This is a genomic window from Comamonas sp. MYb396 (assembly GCF_037479555.1).
In the GTDB taxonomy this organism is placed as follows: domain Bacteria; phylum Pseudomonadota; class Gammaproteobacteria; order Burkholderiales; family Burkholderiaceae_C; genus Comamonas.
The window spans coordinates 149,161-167,471 of the sequence record NZ_JBBGYU010000005.1 but is presented as its reverse complement, the minus strand read 5'-3'; the positions used below and the strand labels follow the sequence as shown (position 1 = coordinate 167,471).

Annotated in this window: 18 protein-coding genes and 1 pseudogene; 12 read left to right on the top strand and 7 right to left on the bottom strand. The window is 65.0% G+C overall.

The features are described 5' to 3' along the window. Positions 1–59: 59 nt before the first annotated feature. Entirely contained in the window at positions 60–890 is an 831-nt protein-coding gene (gene lgt / locus WH265_RS13345) for a prolipoprotein diacylglyceryl transferase (RefSeq protein WP_027010942.1), read from the bottom strand. 274 nt (positions 891–1,164) lie between these two features. On the opposite strand from lgt, the gene dapA reads away from it, so the two are divergent. Together dapA and bamC are read left to right on the top strand one after the other, a co-directional pair. Beyond that, positions 1,165–2,061 carry a 4-hydroxy-tetrahydrodipicolinate synthase gene (gene dapA, locus WH265_RS13340; protein WP_339558597.1) on the top strand — a complete coding sequence of 299 codons (897 nt, stop codon included), beginning with the start codon at positions 1,165–1,167 and terminating at the stop codon, positions 2,059–2,061. A 38-nt stretch (positions 2,062–2,099) separates the two neighbouring features. Continuing rightward, positions 2,100–3,206, top strand: a complete 1,107-nt coding sequence (gene bamC, locus WH265_RS13335; protein ID WP_027010943.1) for an outer membrane protein assembly factor BamC — start codon at positions 2,100–2,102, stop codon at positions 3,204–3,206. 443 nt (positions 3,207–3,649) lie between these two features. Here bamC and WH265_RS24245 read toward each other — a convergent pair. The 3 genes and pseudogenes from WH265_RS24245 to WH265_RS13320 form a co-directional block, all read right to left on the bottom strand. Next, positions 3,650–3,863 (bottom strand): annotated as a pseudogene (locus WH265_RS24245) (hypothetical protein); the annotation flags it as partial. A 200-nt stretch (positions 3,864–4,063) separates the two neighbouring features. Beyond that, positions 4,064–4,588, bottom strand: coding sequence for a hypothetical protein (locus WH265_RS13325; RefSeq protein ID WP_339537466.1), 525 nt, complete (start codon positions 4,586–4,588; stop codon positions 4,064–4,066). After that, a complete protein-coding gene (locus tag WH265_RS13320) occupies positions 4,588–5,736 on the bottom strand; it encodes a cupin domain-containing protein (protein ID WP_339520545.1) in 1,149 nt (382 codons plus the stop codon). Before WH265_RS13320 ends, WH265_RS13325 begins: the two co-directional genes overlap by 1 nt. A gap of 53 nt (positions 5,737–5,789) precedes the next feature. Between WH265_RS13320 and WH265_RS13315 the strand changes: the two genes are divergently transcribed. The 6 genes from WH265_RS13315 to WH265_RS13290 all read left to right on the top strand — a co-directional run bounded on the left by WH265_RS13315 (position 5,790) and on the right by WH265_RS13290 (position 9,441). Then, on the top strand, positions 5,790–6,314 hold the full coding sequence (locus WH265_RS13315) for an FKBP-type peptidyl-prolyl cis-trans isomerase (RefSeq protein WP_339558596.1): 525 nt from the start codon (positions 5,790–5,792) through the stop codon (positions 6,312–6,314). Positions 6,315–6,449: 135 nt separating this feature from the next. Next, a complete protein-coding gene (locus WH265_RS13310; protein WP_339558595.1) occupies positions 6,450–7,010 on the top strand; it encodes a GbsR/MarR family transcriptional regulator in 561 nt (186 codons plus the stop codon). A gap of 87 nt (positions 7,011–7,097) precedes the next feature. Continuing rightward, positions 7,098–7,589 (top strand): thiol-disulfide oxidoreductase DCC family protein, encoded by a 492-nt coding sequence (locus tag WH265_RS13305; RefSeq protein ID WP_339537468.1) that lies wholly within the window; start codon positions 7,098–7,100, stop codon positions 7,587–7,589. Positions 7,590–7,631: 42 nt separating this feature from the next. Further along, on the top strand, positions 7,632–8,561 hold the full coding sequence (locus tag WH265_RS13300; protein ID WP_339558594.1) for an NAD-dependent epimerase/dehydratase family protein: 930 nt from the start codon (positions 7,632–7,634) through the stop codon (positions 8,559–8,561). After that, entirely contained in the window at positions 8,558–8,965 is a 408-nt protein-coding gene (locus WH265_RS13295; protein ID WP_043340150.1) for a DoxX-like family protein, read from the top strand. The genes WH265_RS13300 and WH265_RS13295 overlap by 4 nt, the downstream gene beginning before the upstream one ends. Further along, complete coding sequence (locus WH265_RS13290) at positions 8,965–9,441, top strand: DUF2269 family protein (RefSeq protein ID WP_339558593.1); 477 nt, start codon at positions 8,965–8,967, stop codon at positions 9,439–9,441. Before WH265_RS13295 ends, WH265_RS13290 begins: the two co-directional genes overlap by 1 nt. Positions 9,442–9,445: 4 nt before the next feature. Here WH265_RS13290 and WH265_RS13285 read toward each other — a convergent pair whose 3' ends face one another. Beyond that, positions 9,446–10,363 carry a Dyp-type peroxidase gene (locus WH265_RS13285; protein ID WP_339558592.1) on the bottom strand — a complete coding sequence of 306 codons (918 nt, stop codon included), beginning with the start codon at positions 10,361–10,363 and terminating at the stop codon, positions 9,446–9,448. Between the two features lie 205 nt (positions 10,364–10,568). Between WH265_RS13285 and WH265_RS13280 the strand changes: the two genes are divergently transcribed. Both WH265_RS13280 and WH265_RS13275 read left to right on the top strand, forming a co-directional pair. After that, positions 10,569–11,600 carry a GlxA family transcriptional regulator gene (locus WH265_RS13280; RefSeq protein WP_339558591.1) on the top strand — a complete coding sequence of 344 codons (1,032 nt, stop codon included), beginning with the start codon at positions 10,569–10,571 and terminating at the stop codon, positions 11,598–11,600. A gap of 109 nt (positions 11,601–11,709) precedes the next feature. Then, positions 11,710–12,894, top strand: a complete 1,185-nt coding sequence (locus tag WH265_RS13275) for an MFS transporter (protein WP_339558590.1) — start codon at positions 11,710–11,712, stop codon at positions 12,892–12,894. A gap of 86 nt (positions 12,895–12,980) precedes the next feature. Here the strand turns inward: WH265_RS13275 and fumC are convergent, their stop codons facing one another. Then, positions 12,981–14,372 (bottom strand): class II fumarate hydratase, encoded by a 1,392-nt coding sequence (gene fumC, locus WH265_RS13270; protein WP_116925816.1) that lies wholly within the window; start codon positions 14,370–14,372, stop codon positions 12,981–12,983. A gap of 352 nt (positions 14,373–14,724) precedes the next feature. On the opposite strand from fumC, the gene WH265_RS13265 reads away from it, so the two are divergent. Further along, positions 14,725–16,278, top strand: coding sequence for a fumarate hydratase (locus WH265_RS13265; protein WP_339558589.1), 1,554 nt, complete (start codon positions 14,725–14,727; stop codon positions 16,276–16,278). A 220-nt stretch (positions 16,279–16,498) separates the two neighbouring features. Next, positions 16,499–16,699 (top strand): hypothetical protein, encoded by a 201-nt coding sequence (locus WH265_RS13260; protein WP_021024730.1) that lies wholly within the window; start codon positions 16,499–16,501, stop codon positions 16,697–16,699. Positions 16,700–16,787: 88 nt separating this feature from the next. Here the strand turns inward: WH265_RS13260 and WH265_RS13255 are convergent, their stop codons facing one another. Then, on the bottom strand, positions 16,788–18,176 hold the full coding sequence (locus WH265_RS13255; protein ID WP_339558588.1) for a GntP family permease: 1,389 nt from the start codon (positions 18,174–18,176) through the stop codon (positions 16,788–16,790). Positions 18,177–18,311 lie beyond the last annotated feature (135 nt).

The following is an 18,311-nucleotide window of genomic DNA, read 5'->3' as shown; positions in this document are numbered from 1 at the left end:
AGAGAGTTCCGGCACAGCGGCTGGTCAGTATAGCCCTATAAATCCAGGGGATACGCGGTTCAGGCCGTCGTCAACACCGGCTGCTTGCGGCCCCGGCTCCAGAGGTAAATCCCCAGCAGCACCATCGGCAGGCTGAGCCACTGGCCCATGCTCAGGTTCAGCGACAGCAGGCCCAAAAAGTCATCGGGCTCGCGGAAATACTCGGCAATGAAGCGCAGCAGGCCGTAGCCAATCAGGAACACGCCAGCCACCTGGCCCTCGCCACGCGGCTTGCGCGAGTACAGCCACATGATGACGAACAGCAGCACGCCTTCGAGCAAGAACTGGTAGATCTGCGAGGGGTGGCGCGGCAGCATCGAGCCGCTTTGCGGAAACACCATGCCCCAGGGCAGATCGGGGCTGGAAAAGCGCCCCCAGAGCTCGCCATTGATGAAGTTGCCCACGCGGCCCGAGGCCAGGCCCAGCGGAATACAAGGCGCGACAAAGTCGGCCACCTGCAGCCAGGGCCGGCCCTTGAGCTTGGCAAACAGCACCATGGACACAATCACGCCCACCAGGCCGCCATGGAAGCTCATGCCGCCCTGCCAGACCGCCAGGATCTCCAGCGGGTTGCTGAGGTAGTAACCGGGTTTGTAGAACAGGCAGTAGCCCAGGCGGCCGCCGACGATGACCCCGAGCACGCCATAGAACAGAATGTCCTCGACATCCTTGCGCAGCCAGCGCGTGGGCGTGGTGACCGAGGCAAAGGGCTGGTCCTTGAGGCGGCGTATGCCCAGGAACAAAAACAGGCCAAAGGCGACCAGATAGGTCAGTCCATACCAGTGCACAGCCAGCGGGCCGAGCTTGATGGCAATCGGGTCAAATTGGGGATACATCAGCATGGCAGGCATTGTGCCGCAGTTCACGGCAGGCAGCGCCATCCCCCGTGGGGCCACAGGACTTACCCGCGCCCATGCGCATTCAATTACACAATCGATATCAAGCAATCGCCCTCAAATTTACGTCAAATTAACCAAATAACCGATACAAAACATTCAAAATGACCAAACAATAAAGGCGTTTGCAATCAATATGACAGCGATTGCCGCTGGGCACGCTATACTGCCTGCGGCGGCGGCAGTCCAGCCCCCGCTAGAATCTTCCATCCAGCTTTCATTCCACGCTATGACTTCCACCAGTGTTCCATTGACCGGTAGTATTGTTGCCCTGATCACCCCCCTGCATGCCGATGGCAGCGTGGACTATGCAAGCCTGCGAAAACTGATCGACTGGCATATCGCCGAAGGCACCAACTGCATCGGCGTGGTGGGCACCACGGGCGAGTCGCCCACGGTCACCGTCGAAGAGCACATGGAGATCATCCGGGTCTCGGTCGAGCAGGCCAACAAGCGCGTGCCCATCATGGCCGGCTGTGGCGCCAACTCCACCCACGAAGCCATCACGCTGGCCAAGTACGCCAAGAGCGTGGGCGCGGACAGCCAGCTGCAGGTCGTGCCCTACTACAACAAGCCGACCCAGGAAGGCCAATTCCAGCACTTCAAGGCGATTGCCGAAGCGGTGGGCGACCTGCCCATCTTCCTCTACAACGTACCGGGCCGCAGCGTGGCCGACATGCAGCACGACACCGTGCTGCGCCTGGCCGAAGTGCCCGGCATCGTCGGCATCAAGGAAGCCACCGGCAACATCGAGCGCGCGCAGTGGCTGATCAAGGATGCGCCAGCCGGCTTTGGCATCTACTCGGGTGATGACCCCACCGCCGTGGCCCTGATGCTGTGCGGCGGACACGGCAATGTCAGCGTCACGGCCAACATCGCACCACGCCTGATGAGCCAGCTATGCCAGGCGGCAATTGCCAAGGATGTTGGTCGGGCTATGGAAATTCAGAATAAACTGCTGCCGCTGCATAAAGCCCTCTTCTTGGAGGCCAACCCCATTCCGGTAAAGTGGGCGGCCAACAAGATGGGCCTGTGTGGCCCGACCCTGCGCCTGCCGATGACCGAGCTTTCCGCCGGTCTGCATGGCACGGTGGAAGCTGCAATGCGCGGAGCCTCCTTGCTCTAAAGCAACATCTGCGCGTTGCCTCTGTTAAGGATTTGAACGTGAATTCCCTCGCAAAACTCAGCGTGCTGAGCCTGTCTGTCACTTTGGCCGCTTGCGGTACCGGCAATATTCTCGAAGGCGACAAGATCGACTACAAGAGCGCCTCCAAAGGGCCAACGCTGGAAGTCCCCCCGGACCTGACCCAGCTGTCCAAGGACTCGCGCTATGTCGTGCCTGGCGGCACGGTCTCGGCTGCGGCCTACCAGGTGCAAAAGGATGCGGCCCCCAAGGGCACGGCCAACACCGCCGCGTCGCAGATTGGCGACGTGCAAATCGAGCGCGATGGCAACCAGCGCTGGCTGGTCATCGACCGCCCCGCCGACAAGGTCTGGGAGCCGGTCAAGGACTTCTGGCAGGAAAGCGGCTTTGCGCTGACCATCGAGCGCCCCGACATCGGCATCATGGAAACCGACTGGGCCGAAAACCGCGCCAAGCTGCCGCAGGATTTCATCCGCCGCTCCATTGGCAAGGTGTTTGACTCGATCTACTCGACCGGTGAGCAGGACAAGTTCCGCACCCGCATCGAGCGCCGCCCCGATGGCAAGACCGAAATCTACGTGAGCCACCGCGGCATGGAAGAGGTTTACTCCAACAAGGAAAAGGACAGCACCATCTGGCAGCCGCGCAAGGCCGATCCAGAGCTGGAAACCGAATTCCTGCGCCGCATCATGGTCAAGCTGGGCGTGAGCGAAGAGCAGTCCAAGGCGATTGCGGCTGCGCCACTGGCCCCTGTCAGCACCTCCAAGATCGCGTCCGCGGCCGATGGCTCGCCGGTGCTGCAGGTCAGCGATCCATTTGACCGCACCTGGCGCCGTGTGGGCCTGGCGCTGGACCGCACCGGTTTCACCGTGGAGGACCGCGACCGCAGCCAGGGCGTGTACTTTGTGCGCTACATCGACCCGACCGATCTGAACAAGAAGCCCGATGGTTTCTTTGCCAAGATCTTCAACCGCAACCCCGATGCACCGGACCCGATCAAGTACCGCATCCAGGTCAAGAGCGAAGCCAACACCAGCAATGTCACCGTGCTCAACGAGAGCGGCAAGGCCGACACCTCGGCGAATGCCCAGCGCATTCTGAAGGTGCTGGCAGACGACATGAAGTGATGCACTGCCCGGCCTAAACTGGCCGTGTACCGCAACACCCCCAAAGCCACTGCGTAGCCGCAGTGGCTTTTTTCATGGGCGCGCGCGGGCTTGGGGCACTAGGAACCTGTTCTAAAGGGCCTAGGGTGCAAAGGCGCGCCCTTCCATCGGCCATCGGCAATCAGCCATCAGCGCCCAACAAAAAAGCCCGTGCAAAGCACGGGCTCGTTCAGGCAAGTCTGCAACGCAGGCCCGGCATCCACCAGGCCAGCGGCTCAGCGCTTACTTGCTCACCGATTCCTTGGCAGCGGTAGCGGCGTTGGCGGCAGCGTCAGCAGCCGACTTGGCAGCATCAGCGGCAGCAGCGCCTGCGTCCTTGGCGGCTTCAGCAGCGTTGTGGGCAGCGTCCTTGGTCGCATCGACGGCATTGCCAGCAGCTTCCTTGGTAGCGTCAGCAGCCTTCGAAGCAGCAGCGCTGGCATCGGCAGCAGCGTCCTTGGCAGCATCAGCAGCAGCGTTGGCGGCATCCTTGGCAGCTTCAACAGCAGGTGCGGGTGCAGGTGCTGGCGCTTCCACGGGCGCAGGTGCTGGTGCGGGCACAGCAGCTTCTTCCTTCTTGCCGCAAGCAGCCAGAGCAACAGCAGCCATCAACGATGCGATAACAAGGGATTTCTTCATTTGGATATTCCTAACGACGGTGGATTTTTGTGGAACGGGCCAGGGCAAACAGAACGCCCGGGCCAAGAGTGCGTAGCACAAAGTAATTAACGCCTCAGCGTCTGAAATGAATTATAGGGATTACCCGGTCTGGCTGACTATGCCAGGCGTATGTCTTTCGTTGCCGCGCAGCAACGAAAGACACGCTTGTCAACAATGGCCTACAAACCCAGCACCGTCGCGGCAAAGTCCGGCGTGCTGGCCGAGCGCACCCACTCCTGCAATCGCTCGCCCAAGGGCACGATGGCGCTGCGCTCGGCACTGGCCACGCCCACGCAGCGCGCCACATCCAGGCGCTGCACGGCCCACTGGGGCGACCACAGCGCGCTGGGGATCTGCGCCTCATCGCGGCTGAGCAGCCTGCGGCACTGCAGGCGGTGGTCCCAGGTCCTGCGCCATTGCACCCAGCGCGGGTGGCGCTGCACCAGGCTGTCAAAGCGGTGGGCCAGCACCGTCATCTGCCCGCCCTGGCGCGCCCATTGGTGCAGCAGCTCCACCGCATCGGCGCTGCCCCAGGGCCAGTCGGCAAAATCCAGGTCGGCTACGATGACCTGGCGCCAGCCCTGCACAGCGGCCTGCTGCAGAAAATGCAGCACCTGCGCATCGAACGCAGCCCGGCCCTCAAAACGGCCACTCAGGCCATCGGCGGGCTGCCATGCAGCGGGCGCGGGGCTGGCGCTGGCCATCACTGCGGCACCGCGTGGGCCCAGCCGTCCTCGCACCACTGCGACAGCAGCTGCAAGGCATCGTCGCTGGCGCCGCTGATATCGCGCCGGTCCAGATGGCGGCCATCGGCCAGCTTCTTCATCAGGCTGAAGTCGCGGCCTGCGGCGCGGTAGCTCTCGCCATTGATGAAGACATGGTGTTCGTCGTACACCATGCGGGTCTTGCGGTCCAGCGCCACGGCTTCGAGCATGGCGGGCGAATCCTCGGGCTCGAACCAGACATTGGCCTTGGGCTCGGTCAGCGCCTCGCCCAGCGCACGGGCCAGCGCCAGCGGCTCGGCCAGGCGCCTTTCGATCGCCGCGCGGGCAAAGTCCAGCATCGCAGGCGGTATCGCGCCAGGCGCCTGCACCGCCGCCTGCTTGGGGTCCTGGTAGATCGGCGAGCCGGCCTTGGCGTTGACCTCGTCCATCTCATCGCTCTCGGACATGCGCATCAGCAGCTCGCCGGCCAGCTCCTGCTGCGCCGGGGAGCGGAAACCGATCGAATAGGTCATGCACTCGCCTTCGGCCACGCCGTCATGCGCATAGCGCGGCGGCAGGTAGAGCATGTCGCCGGGCTCGAGCACATACTCCTCTTGCGCTTCGAACTCGGCCAGGATCTTGAGCGGAATGCCGTCCTTCAGCGCCAGGTTCTTTTGCTTGCCGATGCGCCAGCGGCGCTTGCCATGGGCCTGCAGCAGGAACACGTCATAGCTGTCGAAATGCGGGCCCACGCCGCCGCCATCGCTGGCGTAACTCACCATCAGGTCATCGAGGCGCGCGGCAGGCACAAAGGCAAAGCGCTGCAGCAGCGCATGGGCGGCATCGCTGTGCAGATCCAGGCCCTGCAGCAGCAAGGTCCACTCCGGCGTCTTCAGCGAAGGGATCGCACGGCGGCTGAAGGGCCCATGCTTGACCGTCCAGGCGCCCGCCTTGTGCTGGATCAGGCGCGACTCCACGCCCTCTTCGCCGGCCAGCGCAAACAGCTCGCTGCGTGGCAGCGGCAGCTGCAGGTCTTTCCAGTCGCTGACGGCGCCGCGCACCAGCAGTGGTTTTTTCTGCCAGTAACGGCGCATGAACTGGGCCGGGGAGATGCCCCCCAGCAGAGGCAGTGCTTGTTCGATTTGCATGGCTTTCTCGGTAATCCTCTGGGCGCCCGGGCCCAAACTGCGACAATTGTCCTATGGAAATCATTGATCAATGCGTGGTCGCACTGACCTGGACGCTGAAAGACACTTTGGGCGAGGCCCTGGATGTGCTCGACGAGCCCGTGGAATTCCTGGTCGGAGGCCAGGATCTGCTGGCGCGCGTGGAGCAGGCGCTGCAAGGCCATACCGTCGGTAGCCGCGTGCAGCTGCACCTGGAGCCCGAAGACGCCTTTGGCGATTACGACGAAGAAAAGGTCTTTCTGGAATCGCGCGCGCTGTTCCCGGCTGATCTGGAAGAAGGCATGACCATCGAAGGCCATGCCTTGCCCCAGGGCACCAACCCCGATGCGCCGCGCGACATGATCTACACCGTCACCGAGCTCTACCCCGAGCATGTGGTGCTGGACGGCAACCACCCGCTGGCCGGCATTGCCATTCGCCTGGACATCCAGGTCGCTGCCGTGCGCGAAGCAACCGAAGAAGAGATCGGCACGGGCACCTGCGGCACCGGCTTCTTCCGCGTGCAACCCCAGGCGCCGGGCAATAACCTGCTGCACTGAGCACGGCGCTGGCGGCATCTGCGACCAGGCGGCCAGCAAAACAACCCAAACCAAGGCCATCCATCCGCGATGGCCTTTTTATTGCATCTTTATTTCTGTCTTGACAGAAATAAATGAAGCCCTAAAATCCAACCCATGCAAATGACCGACATCCAACAACAATTTGTGCTGCACTGGGGCGAGATGGGATCGCTGTGGGGCGTCAACCGAACCGTCTCACAAATCCATGCACTGCTGTTTGTGCTGGGCAAGCCGCTCAATGCCGAGCAACTGAGCGAGACCTTGAATGTGGCGCGCTCCAATGTCAGCAACAGCTTGAAGGAGCTGCAATCCTGGCAGCTGGTGCGGGTGACGCACGTGCTAGGCGACCGGCGCGACTATTTCGAGACCAGCGTCGATGTCTGGGAGTTGCTGCGCACCATCGTGCGGGAGCGCAAGGAGCGCGAGTTCGATCCCACCACCCGCCTGTTGCAGTCCTTGGTCAACAGCCCCGACTTTGCCCACGAGAGCCCCGATGGCCAGGACCGCATCCTGGCGACCCTGGAGCTGATGCAAAAGCTGGGCGCCTGGAGCGACGAGATGCTGCGGCTCTCGCCCGCCACCCTGGACAAGATCCTGACCCTGGGCGCGACCGTGCAGCGTTTTGTGCGCGGCAGTGCTGCGGCGCAGGAGCCCGAGGCGCTGAGCAAGCCCTGAGAACCCCATGGCCGTGCCCTGCAAGGAGAGCGGCCTTTTTTTGGCGCCATTATTTCTGTTTTGACAGAAACATCGAAAGGAATGCATATGCTGAGCCGTGATACCGCCGACACCCGCTTCCCGCTGACCATCTACTACGACGCCAGCTGCCGCATGTGCAATGCCGAGATGCGCCATCTGATGCTGCGCAACCAGGCGGGCAAGCTCATCTTTATTGACGCCAGCAGCGCCGACCTGAGTGAGGCCCCGGCCGACAAGGCCGCGCTGATGCAGGCCATCCATGGCGTGGGCGCCGATGGCCAGGTCTACATCGGGGTCGATTGCCTGACCCGCGCCTACCTGGGTGTGGGCTGGGCCTGGGTGCCCCGGCTGGCCGGGCTGCCGCTGGTGGCCGATGCGCTCGACAAGCTCTACCCGCTGCTCGCGCGCAACCGCTACCGCCTGCCACTGGCACCGATGGCCTGGGTGCTGGAGCAAGGCTTGCAGTGCACCGTGCGGCGCCAGGCCCGGCAGGCTGCTGCACGCAGTGCGGCCTGTGCACGCGGCAGCGATGCCTGCGATATCGATCGGCCGCGCTAAACGCGCTGCAACCCTCAACGCCCTTGGCCACCAGGAGAGACCATGCACAGCCCCAACACCCCCCAGCCCACCGTCCTGCTCTGCGGCGGCCAGGGCTTTATCGGCCAGGCGCTGGCGCGCCAGCTGCGTGCCCAGGGCCTGCGCGTTATTGCCGCCAGCCGGCGCTCGCAACCGCCGCTGCAGTTTGGCAAGATACAGCAGCCTGCCGATTGGCTGCCCCATCTGCAAGGCGTGGACATGGTCATTAACGCCGTGGGCAGCCTGCGCGACCAGCCGGGGCCCGACGGTGCCAGCCTGGAAGCCCTGCACCAGACCAGCCCGCAAGCGCTGTTCGAGGCCTGTGCCCAGGCAGGGGTGCGGCGCGTGATGCAGCTCTCGGCCCTGGGGGTGGAGGGCAACGACACCGACTACGCCCGCACCAAGCGTGCTGCCGATGCCCATTTGCTGGCCCTGACCGCGCAGGGCCAGCTCGATGGCATTGTTGTGCGGCCCAGCATCGTCATCGGCGCGCAAGGCGCCAGCACCCAGCTGTTCATGCGCCTGGCGCTGCTGCCGGTGCTGGTGCTGCCAGCGGTGATGCAGCAGCGCCTGATGCAGCCCGTCGCCGTTGATGAACTGGCCGAGGTGATGCTACGGTTGCTGCAGTCCCCCACCACCGGCATCGTGCCGCTGGGTGGGCCCCAGCGCCTCAGCATGGCGCAGATGATTGCCAGCCTGCGCCAGCAAGCGGGCCGCAGCCAGCCGCTGCAGCTGCGCCTGCCCGGCTGGGCCACCCAGGCCAGTGCACGGCTGGGCGATGCGGTGCCCAGCAGCCCCTGGTGCAGCGCCTCCTTGCAGCTGGCATCGCTGGACAACTGCTGCGACCCGGCGCCAATGGCCCAGTGGCTCGGGCGTGCGCCCACAGATCCGGCGCAGATGCTGGCCCTGATCCGCAACCCGGCAGCCACCCCATCGCCCGAAAGCCGCGCATGACCACCCCGCCGCGCGCTCAGCCCATGCACCCGCCCTTGCAGCTGTTGCGCCTGAGCCTGGTCGCCGTCTGGCTGTGGACGGCCGCAGCCAGCTGGCTGCAGTGGCAGGGCGACAGCACTGCGCTCTTGGTAGCGGGCGGCATTGCTGATCCTCGCCTGCAAGCCTGGCTGATAGGCGGCGGCGCTGCGCTGGATCTGCTGCTGGGTCTGTGGCTGCTGTGCCGGCCCGGGCGCAGGGCCTATGCCGCATCGTTGGCAGCGATGCTGGCGATGACCCTGGCCGCCACCGCGCTGCTGCCCAGTCTGTGGTTGCACCCGCTGGGCCCCTTGTCCAAGAACCTGCCGATTGCTGCCGCGCTCTGGCTGCTGTGGCAAAGCAGCCCCCGCGACGGACGGAGTGAATGATGAACACCTATTTGCTGCTCAAAACCCTGCATATCCTGTCGAGCGTGCTGATGGTCGGCACCGGCTTTGGCTCGGCCTTCTATATGTTCTTTGCCAACCGCAGCGGCAATGTGGCGGCCCAGGCGGTGGTCAGCCGGCTGGTGGTGCGGGCTGACTGGTGGTTCACGACGCCGGCGGTCATCATCCAGCCGCTCAGCGGCTGGGCGCTGATGGTGATGGCCGGCTGGCCCTGGCACACGCCCTGGCTGCTGCTGTCGATGGCACTGTATGTGCTGGCGGGCCTGTGCTGGCTGCCGGTGGTGGCCATGCAAATTCGCATGGCCCGCCTGGCCGCGAACGCCGGTGCCCAGGGCCTGCCGCTGCCCGACGCCTACCGGCGCCTGGCCGGGCGCTGGGAAGCGCTGGGCTACCCGGCCTTTGTGGCGATGCTGGGTGTGTATTACCTGATGGTCAACAAGCCCACGCTCTGGAATTAGCGTTTTACAAACCCAGCGCGCGCAAATCGATGCGGCCGTTCAGCATCGGCGGGCACCAGTAGTAGGCGTTGGTAACGGGGTTGGACATCTGGAACAGGCCGTCCGCAATGCCGTCTTCCTCGCCCGCCATGCGGCGCATCTGCGCTTCAAAGGCCTCATAGCTGCGGCCAAAACCGGCAAAGATGGCGCCCACGGCGTCGCTGCCATCGGGTTGCACCTTCCACCAGGGCATATTGCGGCGCAGGATAAAGGCTTCGGGCTCGAAACTCTCCTGCGCGGTGCGCTTGACGTGGGCCGACTCGGGCGCATCGTCCAGCTCCTCGTTGTCGCTCAGGCGGCGGCCAATCATGTGGTCCTTTTGCAAGGCGCTCATGCGGGCAAAGGCGTCCATGTCATGCAGCCACTGCTGCACGGCAAAGTAGCTGCCGCCATCCAGCCCCGGGCCCATGCCATCGGCAATGGCGGCGTGCACAGCGTCGTCGTCCTTGGGGTTTTCGGTGCCGTCTTCGTAGCCGGTCAGATCGCGCACCGCATCCTTGCCGTTCCAGCCATGGCGGAAGCAATCGACTACCTTCTCGCGGCTGAAGGCCGGCGCCAGCAGCGCTGCGGCCTCGCGCGACAGACGCAGCAGATCGCCCTGGTCATTGCCGCGCAGCCACAGGCACAGCGCATGGGGCGTCAGCGCCAGCGGGCCTTGGGGCCCGGTGATGGCTGGAAAATTGCGCAGGCCCGGCACCTGCACACCCAGCAAATCGGCCACCGGCTGGCCGATGCAGACGACGGCCTGCTCGCCATCAGCCCATTGCTGCAGGCGCGCCAGCGCGGCGCGCACGGCCGGGGCGTCGCCCGAGATGTTCCAGAGTTGGTAGCGGCTGGCAGCGGGCAGCGCCAGCAGGATTCCGGGTTGGTTCAAGGCAGTCATCGTGTGGGGGACGCGCAGCTGTGCCGCTGCGTCTTCGCTGTTGGATTGCAATCGGCTATTGTCGCGCAGCTGTCCTACAAACTCCTCGCTTGGCCGTTTGCATTGCCCAATCACGGCCATAGTTGTTGCGCTTTAACTGCAGCTTGGCAGAATCTGTGCGATCAATGTCATTGCTGCCACATCGCGCTGCATGCACACTGTGCGCATGCCTCCATCCCGCACCACCGCCGCCCACAGCGCCCAGCCCGGCCACTGCGTCATCTGCATTGCCTACCCGCGCGCGATGAGCCTGGACATCACCGGGCCCATGCAGGTGTTTGCCACTGCCAACGATGTGCGCCAGCGCCAGGGCCAGCCCGCCTTCTACCAGCTGGTCTTTGCCGGGCTGGAGGCGGGGCCGGTAACCCTGTCCTGCGGTTTGCAGACCATCGCCACCCAGGGCCTGGGCCAGCTGCGCCCGGGCGCCAACAGCACCGTGCTGGTGCCGGGGGGCGATGGCGTGGTCGATGTACAGCACCACAGCGGCCTGCGCCAATGGCTGCAGCGCACGGCGCCCCAGGTGCAGCGCCTGGGCTCGGTCTGCTCGGGCGCGCTGATCCTGGCACGCGCCGGCTTGCTCGACGGCCTGCCTGCCACCACCCACTGGTGCCGCCTGGCCGAGCTCGCGGCGATGGAGCGCCCCATCCAGGTCGATGGCGACCGGCTGCACACCTTTGATGCCAGCCATCCGCAGCAGCGCCATATCTTCACATCGGCGGGGGTGACCTCGGGCATCGACCTGGCGCTGAGCCTTGTCGAGGCCGACCTGGGCCGCAGCATGGCGCTGGCCGTGGCCCGCCACCTGGTGATGTTTGTGCGCCGGCCCGGCGGCCAGGCGCAGTTCAGCCCGCTGCTGGCAGCCGAGACCACGCAGGCGCCGCGCCTGGCTGGCCTGCTCGAATGGATTCCCGGCCACCTGGGCGAGCGCCTGGGTGTGGAGAAATTGGCCGCGCAGGCCTGCCTGCCGCCCCGCACCTTGGCCCGCGTGTTCCAGCAAGAGCTGGGCACCACGCCGGCCCGCTATGTGGAACGCGTGCGGCTGCAGGCCGCCACCACCTTGCTCAGCCAGCGCCAGGCCTCCGTCTCCACGGTGGCGCGGCTGTGCGGCTTTGGCCACCCGGAAAACCTGCGCCGCAGCTTTCACAAAACGCTGGCCGTCAGCCCCCAGGCCTTTGCCGAGCGCTTTGGCGTGGGTTAACCAGCGCCCGCCATTGAGCGGCTGAACCCTCCTGCCCAAACCATGCGATCCGGACAGCCGATGCTGCCCGGCAGCTCCCCCACGCCCCGTTATTCCCAAATCACCACCCATGCTGCTCCAACGCCACCCTCAACTGCTCACCCTCAGCATCGCGCAAGCGCTGTACTGGTCCTGCTCGATCATCGGCATCGCCCTCACCGGCCTCGTGGGCCGGCAGCTGGCGCCCTGGCCGGTGCTGGCCACGGTGCCGCTGACCTTGCTGGTGGCAGGCAATCTGCTGTCGATTGGCCAGCTGGCCCGCTGGATGCAGCGGCATGGCCGCGCGCGGGGCCTGCAATACGGGGCACTGCTGGGGGTTGCGGCCGGGCTGCTGGCCGCCTGGGCAGTGGTGCAGGCCAGCTTTGGGCTGTTTTGCCTGGCGATGCTGCTGCTGGGCGGCTACCAGGCCTCTGCCGGTTTTTACCGCTTCACGGCGCTGGACGGCATGCCGGCCGAGCACAGCGGCCGTGCCGCAGCCTGGGTACTGGCCGGCGGCATCGCGGCCGCCCTGCTCGCCCCCAGCCTGGCCATCCACACCGCAGGCGCGCTGGCCACACCGCTGGCCGGCGCCTACCTGGCCATTGCGGTGCTGGCCCTGCTGGCCTGCGCGCTGCTGAAATGCCTGCCGCCCCGCCTGCAGCTGCCGATGCAGGCCAAGTCTGCCGCCAAGCCCCCACTTTCGCGGCGCCAGCTCTGGCAGCGCCCTGCGCTGCGCCAGGCCATTGTGCTGAGCGCCTGCGGCCATGGGCTGATGGTGCTGGTGATGAACGCCACCCCGCTGGCCATGCATGGCGCGGGCCACTCGCTGGCCAGCTCCACCCAGGTGATCCAGTGGCATGTGCTGGGCATGTTTGCGCCGTCCTTGTTCGCGGGCCGCGCGGTGGACCGCTTTGGCGCCCGGCGCCTGGCCTGGCTGGGCGCGGCGCTGCTGGCCGCCAGCGCAGGCGTGGCGCTGATCGGCACGGAATTTGTACCGTTCCTGCTCAGCTCCTTGCTGCTGGGCGCCGGCTGGAACCTGATGATCCTCGCCGGCACCAGCCTGCTGAACCAGGCCTGCAGCCCCGAGGAGCGCCCCCAGGCCCAGCCGATGATGGAATGGACCAACAACGGCAGCGCCGCGCTGATGTCGCTCAGCTGCGGCGTGCTGATCCAGACCCTAGGCTGGCAAGCGGTGAATGTGGCGATGCTATTGACCCTGGCGCTGCTGGCCTGGCAAGGTGGCCGTTCGGCCTGGGTGGCGCGGGCGCAGGCCTGAAGGCAGCAGGCCTGCAAGCTCGGCCGAGCAAAAAAAAAGGCCCGCAGCGATGCGGGCCCTGGGACGTTCCAGCGTCTCAATAGCGCTTACAGATTGCCGACCATGTGCTCGGGCACGACCCACTGGTCAAACTGCTCGGCCGTCACATGGCCGCTGGCCACAGCGGCATCGCGCAGGCTGCTGCCTTCCTTGTGCGCCTTCTTCGCAATATAAGCCGCCTTGTCGTAGCCGATATGGGTGTTCAGGGCGGTCACCAGCATCAGCGAGCGGCTGACCAGCTCGGTGATGCGCTCGCGGTTGGGCTCGATGCCGACGGCGCAGTGGTCGTTAAAGCTCACCATGCCATCGGCCAGCAGGCGCACGCTTTGCAGGAAGTTGTGCGCCACCATGGGGCGGAACACGTTGAGCTCGAAGTTGCCCGAGGCACCGCCCACGTTGATCGCCGCATCATTGCCAAACACCTGGGCGCAGAGCATGGTCATCGCTTCGCACTGCGTGGGGTTGACCTTGCCCGGCATGATCGACGAGCCGGGCTCGTTCTCGGGGATGGAGATCTCGCCCAGACCGCTGCGCGGGCCCGATGCCAGCCATCGCACATCGTTGGCGATCTTCATCAGGCTGGCGGCCAGCGTCTTGAGGGCGCCATGGCCAAACACCAGCGCGTCGCAAGAGCCCAGCGATTCAAACTTGTTGGGCGAGGTGATGAAGGGGTAGCCGGTCAGCTTGGCCAGCTCTTGCGCCACACCTTCGGCATAGCCCTTGGGGGCGTTGAGGCCCGTGCCCACGGCGGTGCCGCCCAGCGCCAGCTCATACAGATGGGGCAGCGCCGACTTGATGTGCTTGGCGCCGTGTTCGAGCTGGGCCACCCAGCCGGAGATCTCCTGGCCCAGGGTCAGCGGCGTCGCATCCTGCAAGTGGGTGCGGCCGATCTTGACGATGTCGTTGAAGGCCTCGCTCTTGGCCTGCAGGGTGCGGCGCAGCTTCTCCAATGCAGGCAGCAGCTTGCGCTCGATGGCGGTGACGGCGGCCACATGCATGGCCGTAGGGTAGACGTCGTTGCTGGACTGGCTTTTGTTCACCTCGTCATTGGGGTGCACCAGGCGCGACTCACCGCGCTCGCCGCCCAGCAGCTCGCTGGCGCGGTTGGCCAGCACTTCGTTGACGTTCATATTGGTCTGCGTGCCCGAGCCGGTCTGCCAGACCACCAGCGGGAACTCATCGGGATGCTGGCCGGCAATCACCTCGTCGGCCGCCGCATTGATGGCCTTGGCCTTCTTCTCGTCGAGCAGACCCAGCGCGTGGTTGACGGTGGCACTGGCCTTTTTCACCTGCGCCAGCGCGTGGATGATCTCGCCGGGCTGCTTCTCGCCGCTGATGTCAAAGTTCTGCAGCGAGCGCTGCGTCTGGGCACCCCAGAGTTTGTCGGCCGGCACATCGATCAGGCCGAAGGTGTCTTTTTCCTGGCGGGTAGCTGTCATGTCTGGATCACTCCTTGTATCTCAACAATTGCAACGCGGCTCGTCTGGCTGGTAAGCGTGTGGCTGGTGGGCCGCAGGATTCGTAAATAGGATGCCGCCCGCTTTGCGGCAAAGCGGGCGCGGCATCGCATCCTAACGCAGGCAATGACAGCCGTTCTCATCTGCATCAAGCAGCCATACTGGGCGCATGCTCTTGCGCCATCTCGACACCTGCGCGACACCTGAGTCTTCTAGAAGACTTATCGGGCATTTGCCACCACCGGCCTGGCGAAAGGCCGATAATTGCCCCCGTGATACCGAGCGCCAACGGCACCATAGCCTTGCGCAATCCAAAACCCACCCCACAAGCACGATGACCACCTCCATCCGTCAGCAGGACCTGATCGACTCGATCGCGGGCGCCCTGCAGTACATCAGCTACTACCACACATCGGATTTCATCCAGCACCTGGCACGGGCCTACGAGCGCGAGCAAAGCCCGGCGGCCAAGGATGCGATGGCCCAGATCCTGACCAACTCCAAGATGAGCGCCACCGGCCAGCGCCCCATCTGCCAGGACACCGGCATCGTCAACGTGTTCCTGAAGGTGGGCATGGAGGTGAAGTGGGAAGACTTCACGATGGGCCTGGAAGACGCGATCAACGAAGGCGTGCGCCGGGGCTACAACCACCCCGACAACACCTTGCGCGCCTCCGTGGTGGCCGATCCCCAGTTCGCCCGCAAGAACACCAAGGACAACACGCCCGCCGTCATCAATGTGCAGATCGTGCCGGGCGACAAGCTGGATGTGACCGTGGCGGCCAAGGGCGGCGGCTCGGAGAACAAGTCCAAGATGATCATGATGAACCCCAGCGACAGCATCGTCGACTGGGTGCTCAAGACCGTGCCGACCATGGGCGCGGGCTGGTGCCCACCGGGCATGCTGGGCATCGGCATTGGCGGCACCGCTGAAAAGGCCGTGCTGCTGGCCAAGGAAAGCCTGATGGAAGACCTCGACATGTACGAGCTGCAGCAAAAAGCGGCCAGCGGTGCCGAGCTCGACCAGGTGGAAAAGCTGCGCCTGGAGCTGTTCGAGAAGGTCAACGCCCTCGGTATTGGCGCCCAGGGCCTGGGCGGCCTCACCACCGTGCTGGACGTGAAGATCAACATGTACCCCACGCACGCGGCCTCCAAGCCCGTGGCGATGATCCCCAACTGCGCCGCCACCCGCCACGCCCATTTCGTGATGGACGGCTCCGGCCCGGTGTACCTCGATCCCCCATCGCTGGACACCTGGCCCAAGATCGACTGGGCACCGGACTACAACAAGTCCAAGCGCGTGGACCTGAACACCCTGACCAAGGAAGAAGTGGCCAGCTGGAAGCCGGGCGACACCCTCTTGCTCAACGGCAAGATGCTGACCGGCCGCGACGCTGCCCACAAGCGCATCCAGGACATGCTGGCCAAGGGCGAGCCGCTGCCCGTCGACTTTGCCAACCGCGTGATCTACTACGTGGGCCCGGTGGACCCGGTGCGTGACGAAGTCGTTGGCCCTGCCGGCCCGACCACCGCCACCCGCATGGACAAGTTCACCGACATGATGCTGTCGCAGACCGGCCTGATCGCGATGATCGGCAAGTCCGAGCGCGGCCCGGTCGCCATCGAAGCGATCAAGAACCACAAATCGGCCTACCTGATGGCCGTGGGCGGCGCCGCTTACCTGGTCTCCAAGGCCATCAAGCAGGCCAAGGTGGTCGGTTTTGCCGATCTGGGCATGGAAGCGATCTATGAATTCGACGTGGTCGACATGCCCGTGACCGTGGCGGTGGATGCCGGCGGCACCAGCGCCCACATCACCGGCCCGGCGATCTGGAAGGAAAAGATTGCCACCGGCGAATTCAAGGGCATTGAAGTGGCAGGCGCCTGATCGTCCGGCACCGCTCCCCATAACCGCCTTCGGGCGGTTTTTTGCTGCCTGCAGCCCGCATTCCCAGCTGCTGGGAGCAGCACCTACATCCTGACCGCCTCGGCCAGGCCCCCAAACCGCCCACTTTACCCATTGCGGCCTTCAAACAATCCTATGGCGGCGCCCCGAGTACGGCGCATGCTGTATGGTGGAGGCTGCACACCGATAAGGAACAAAAAACATGGCCAAGCCGAATTACCAGTATGAAAAGCGCCAGCGCGAGCTGGAAAAGAAGAAGAAAAAGGAAGAAAAAGCCCTGCGCAAGGCCAGCGGGCATGCCTCGGACGCGCCTGAAGGCGCTGATGGCGACGCCCCCGAGCAGGAGCCAGCGACCGGCGCGGACAGCAGCGACGCGCCTGCGCAAGACAAGCCGGCCGACTGAGCGCAGCGCCCTTGTGCGCAAAAAAATGGGCCGCCAGCATTGCTGCTGCGGCCCTTTTGCTTTGAACAGGTTCTTATGGGAAAAAGCGCTATCCGCCCAGCGCCGGCAAGGTGTTGAACAGCAGCACCATCAACAGGCCCACGAACGAGACGATGGACTGCACCACGGTGATCGTGCGCGTCGCCTCCCCCATGGTCATGCCAAAGGATTCCTTGACCATCCAGAAACCGGCATGGTTGGCATAGTTGAAGAACAGCGAGCCGCAGCCGATCGACAGCGCCAGCAGAGGCAGGTTCAGGCAGGGGTCGGCAGCGGCGAGCGGCGCGAGCAAACCGGCCGCACCCACGATGCCCACGGTGGCCGAGCCGGTCGAGACCGACAGCAGCATCGCAATGAGCCAGCCCAGCACCAGCGGCGGAAACGCAAACTGGTGCGTCAGGTGCACGATGGCGTCACCCACCTTGGCACTGGTCAGCACCTGCTGGAAAGCGCCGCCGCCGGCAATGATCATGATGATGCCGGCAATTGGCTTGAGGCTGGCGCCCAGGGTGTCGCGCAGCTTTTCGGCATCGCCGCCGCGCAGGTAGACCAGGGTGAAGGCGGCGAACAGCACGCCCAGCAGCATCGCAATGAGCGGGTTGCCCAGAAAGCTGGCCACCTGCAGCAGGGCCGAACCCTTGGGCAAGGCCATCTCGGCCAGCGCATGGGCCAGCATCAGCAGCGCAGGCAGCAGGGCAGACAGCACGCCCATCGCAATGCCGGGTTGGTCCTTGCCGCTGTCGGGCTTGGCTTCGGTGAACTGGTCGAGCAGCGCCTGCTCAGGCCGGGTCGTCATGCGCGGCGTGATAAAGGCGCCGTACAGCGGCCCGCCCAGCACCATCGCGGGCAAGGCGGCCAAAAAGCCGTAGAGCATCGTCGGGCCGACGGTGGTCTTCAAGGTCGCAATGGCGGTCAGCGGGCCCGGATGGGGCGGCACCATGCCGTGCATCGAGGCGAGTGCCGCAATCACCGGCACGCCCACATAGACATAGGCCGAGCCCTTGAAGTTCTCGCGGCTCTCGAGCTTGCGCGCCACGCTGAAGATCAGCGGCAGCATCACCACCAGGCCCACTTCGAAGAACATCGGGATGCCGATGATGAAGGCCACCAGGGTCATCGCCCAGGGGATCATGCGGTCCGAGGTGTGGCGCAGAATGGCGCTGGCCAGGCGCTCGGTGGTGCCCGAGTCGGCCAGGATCTTGCCAAGCATCGCGCCCAAGGCAATCACCACGCCGACCGCGCCCAGCGTCTTGCCCGCGCCATTGGTGATGTTCTTGGCAATGTCGCCCGGCGCCATGCCAGTGGCAAAGCCCACGCCGATACAGACGATCAGCAAGGCCAGCAAGGGGTGCATGCGGATGCGCGAAACAATCAGCGCCACCAGCACCAGCACGCTCACCAAGGCGGTCAGCAGCAATTGGATATCGAAATTTGACATGCGAGAAGATGTGGATTTGTGACACGCATCCCCAGCCACCCACCGCAAAGAGGGGCTTGGGCATGCCCCAACCCTCCCATCCTACGCCGATCAGCCACCCCAGGCTGTAGTCGGATTTCGGCGGGCGGGGCCGCC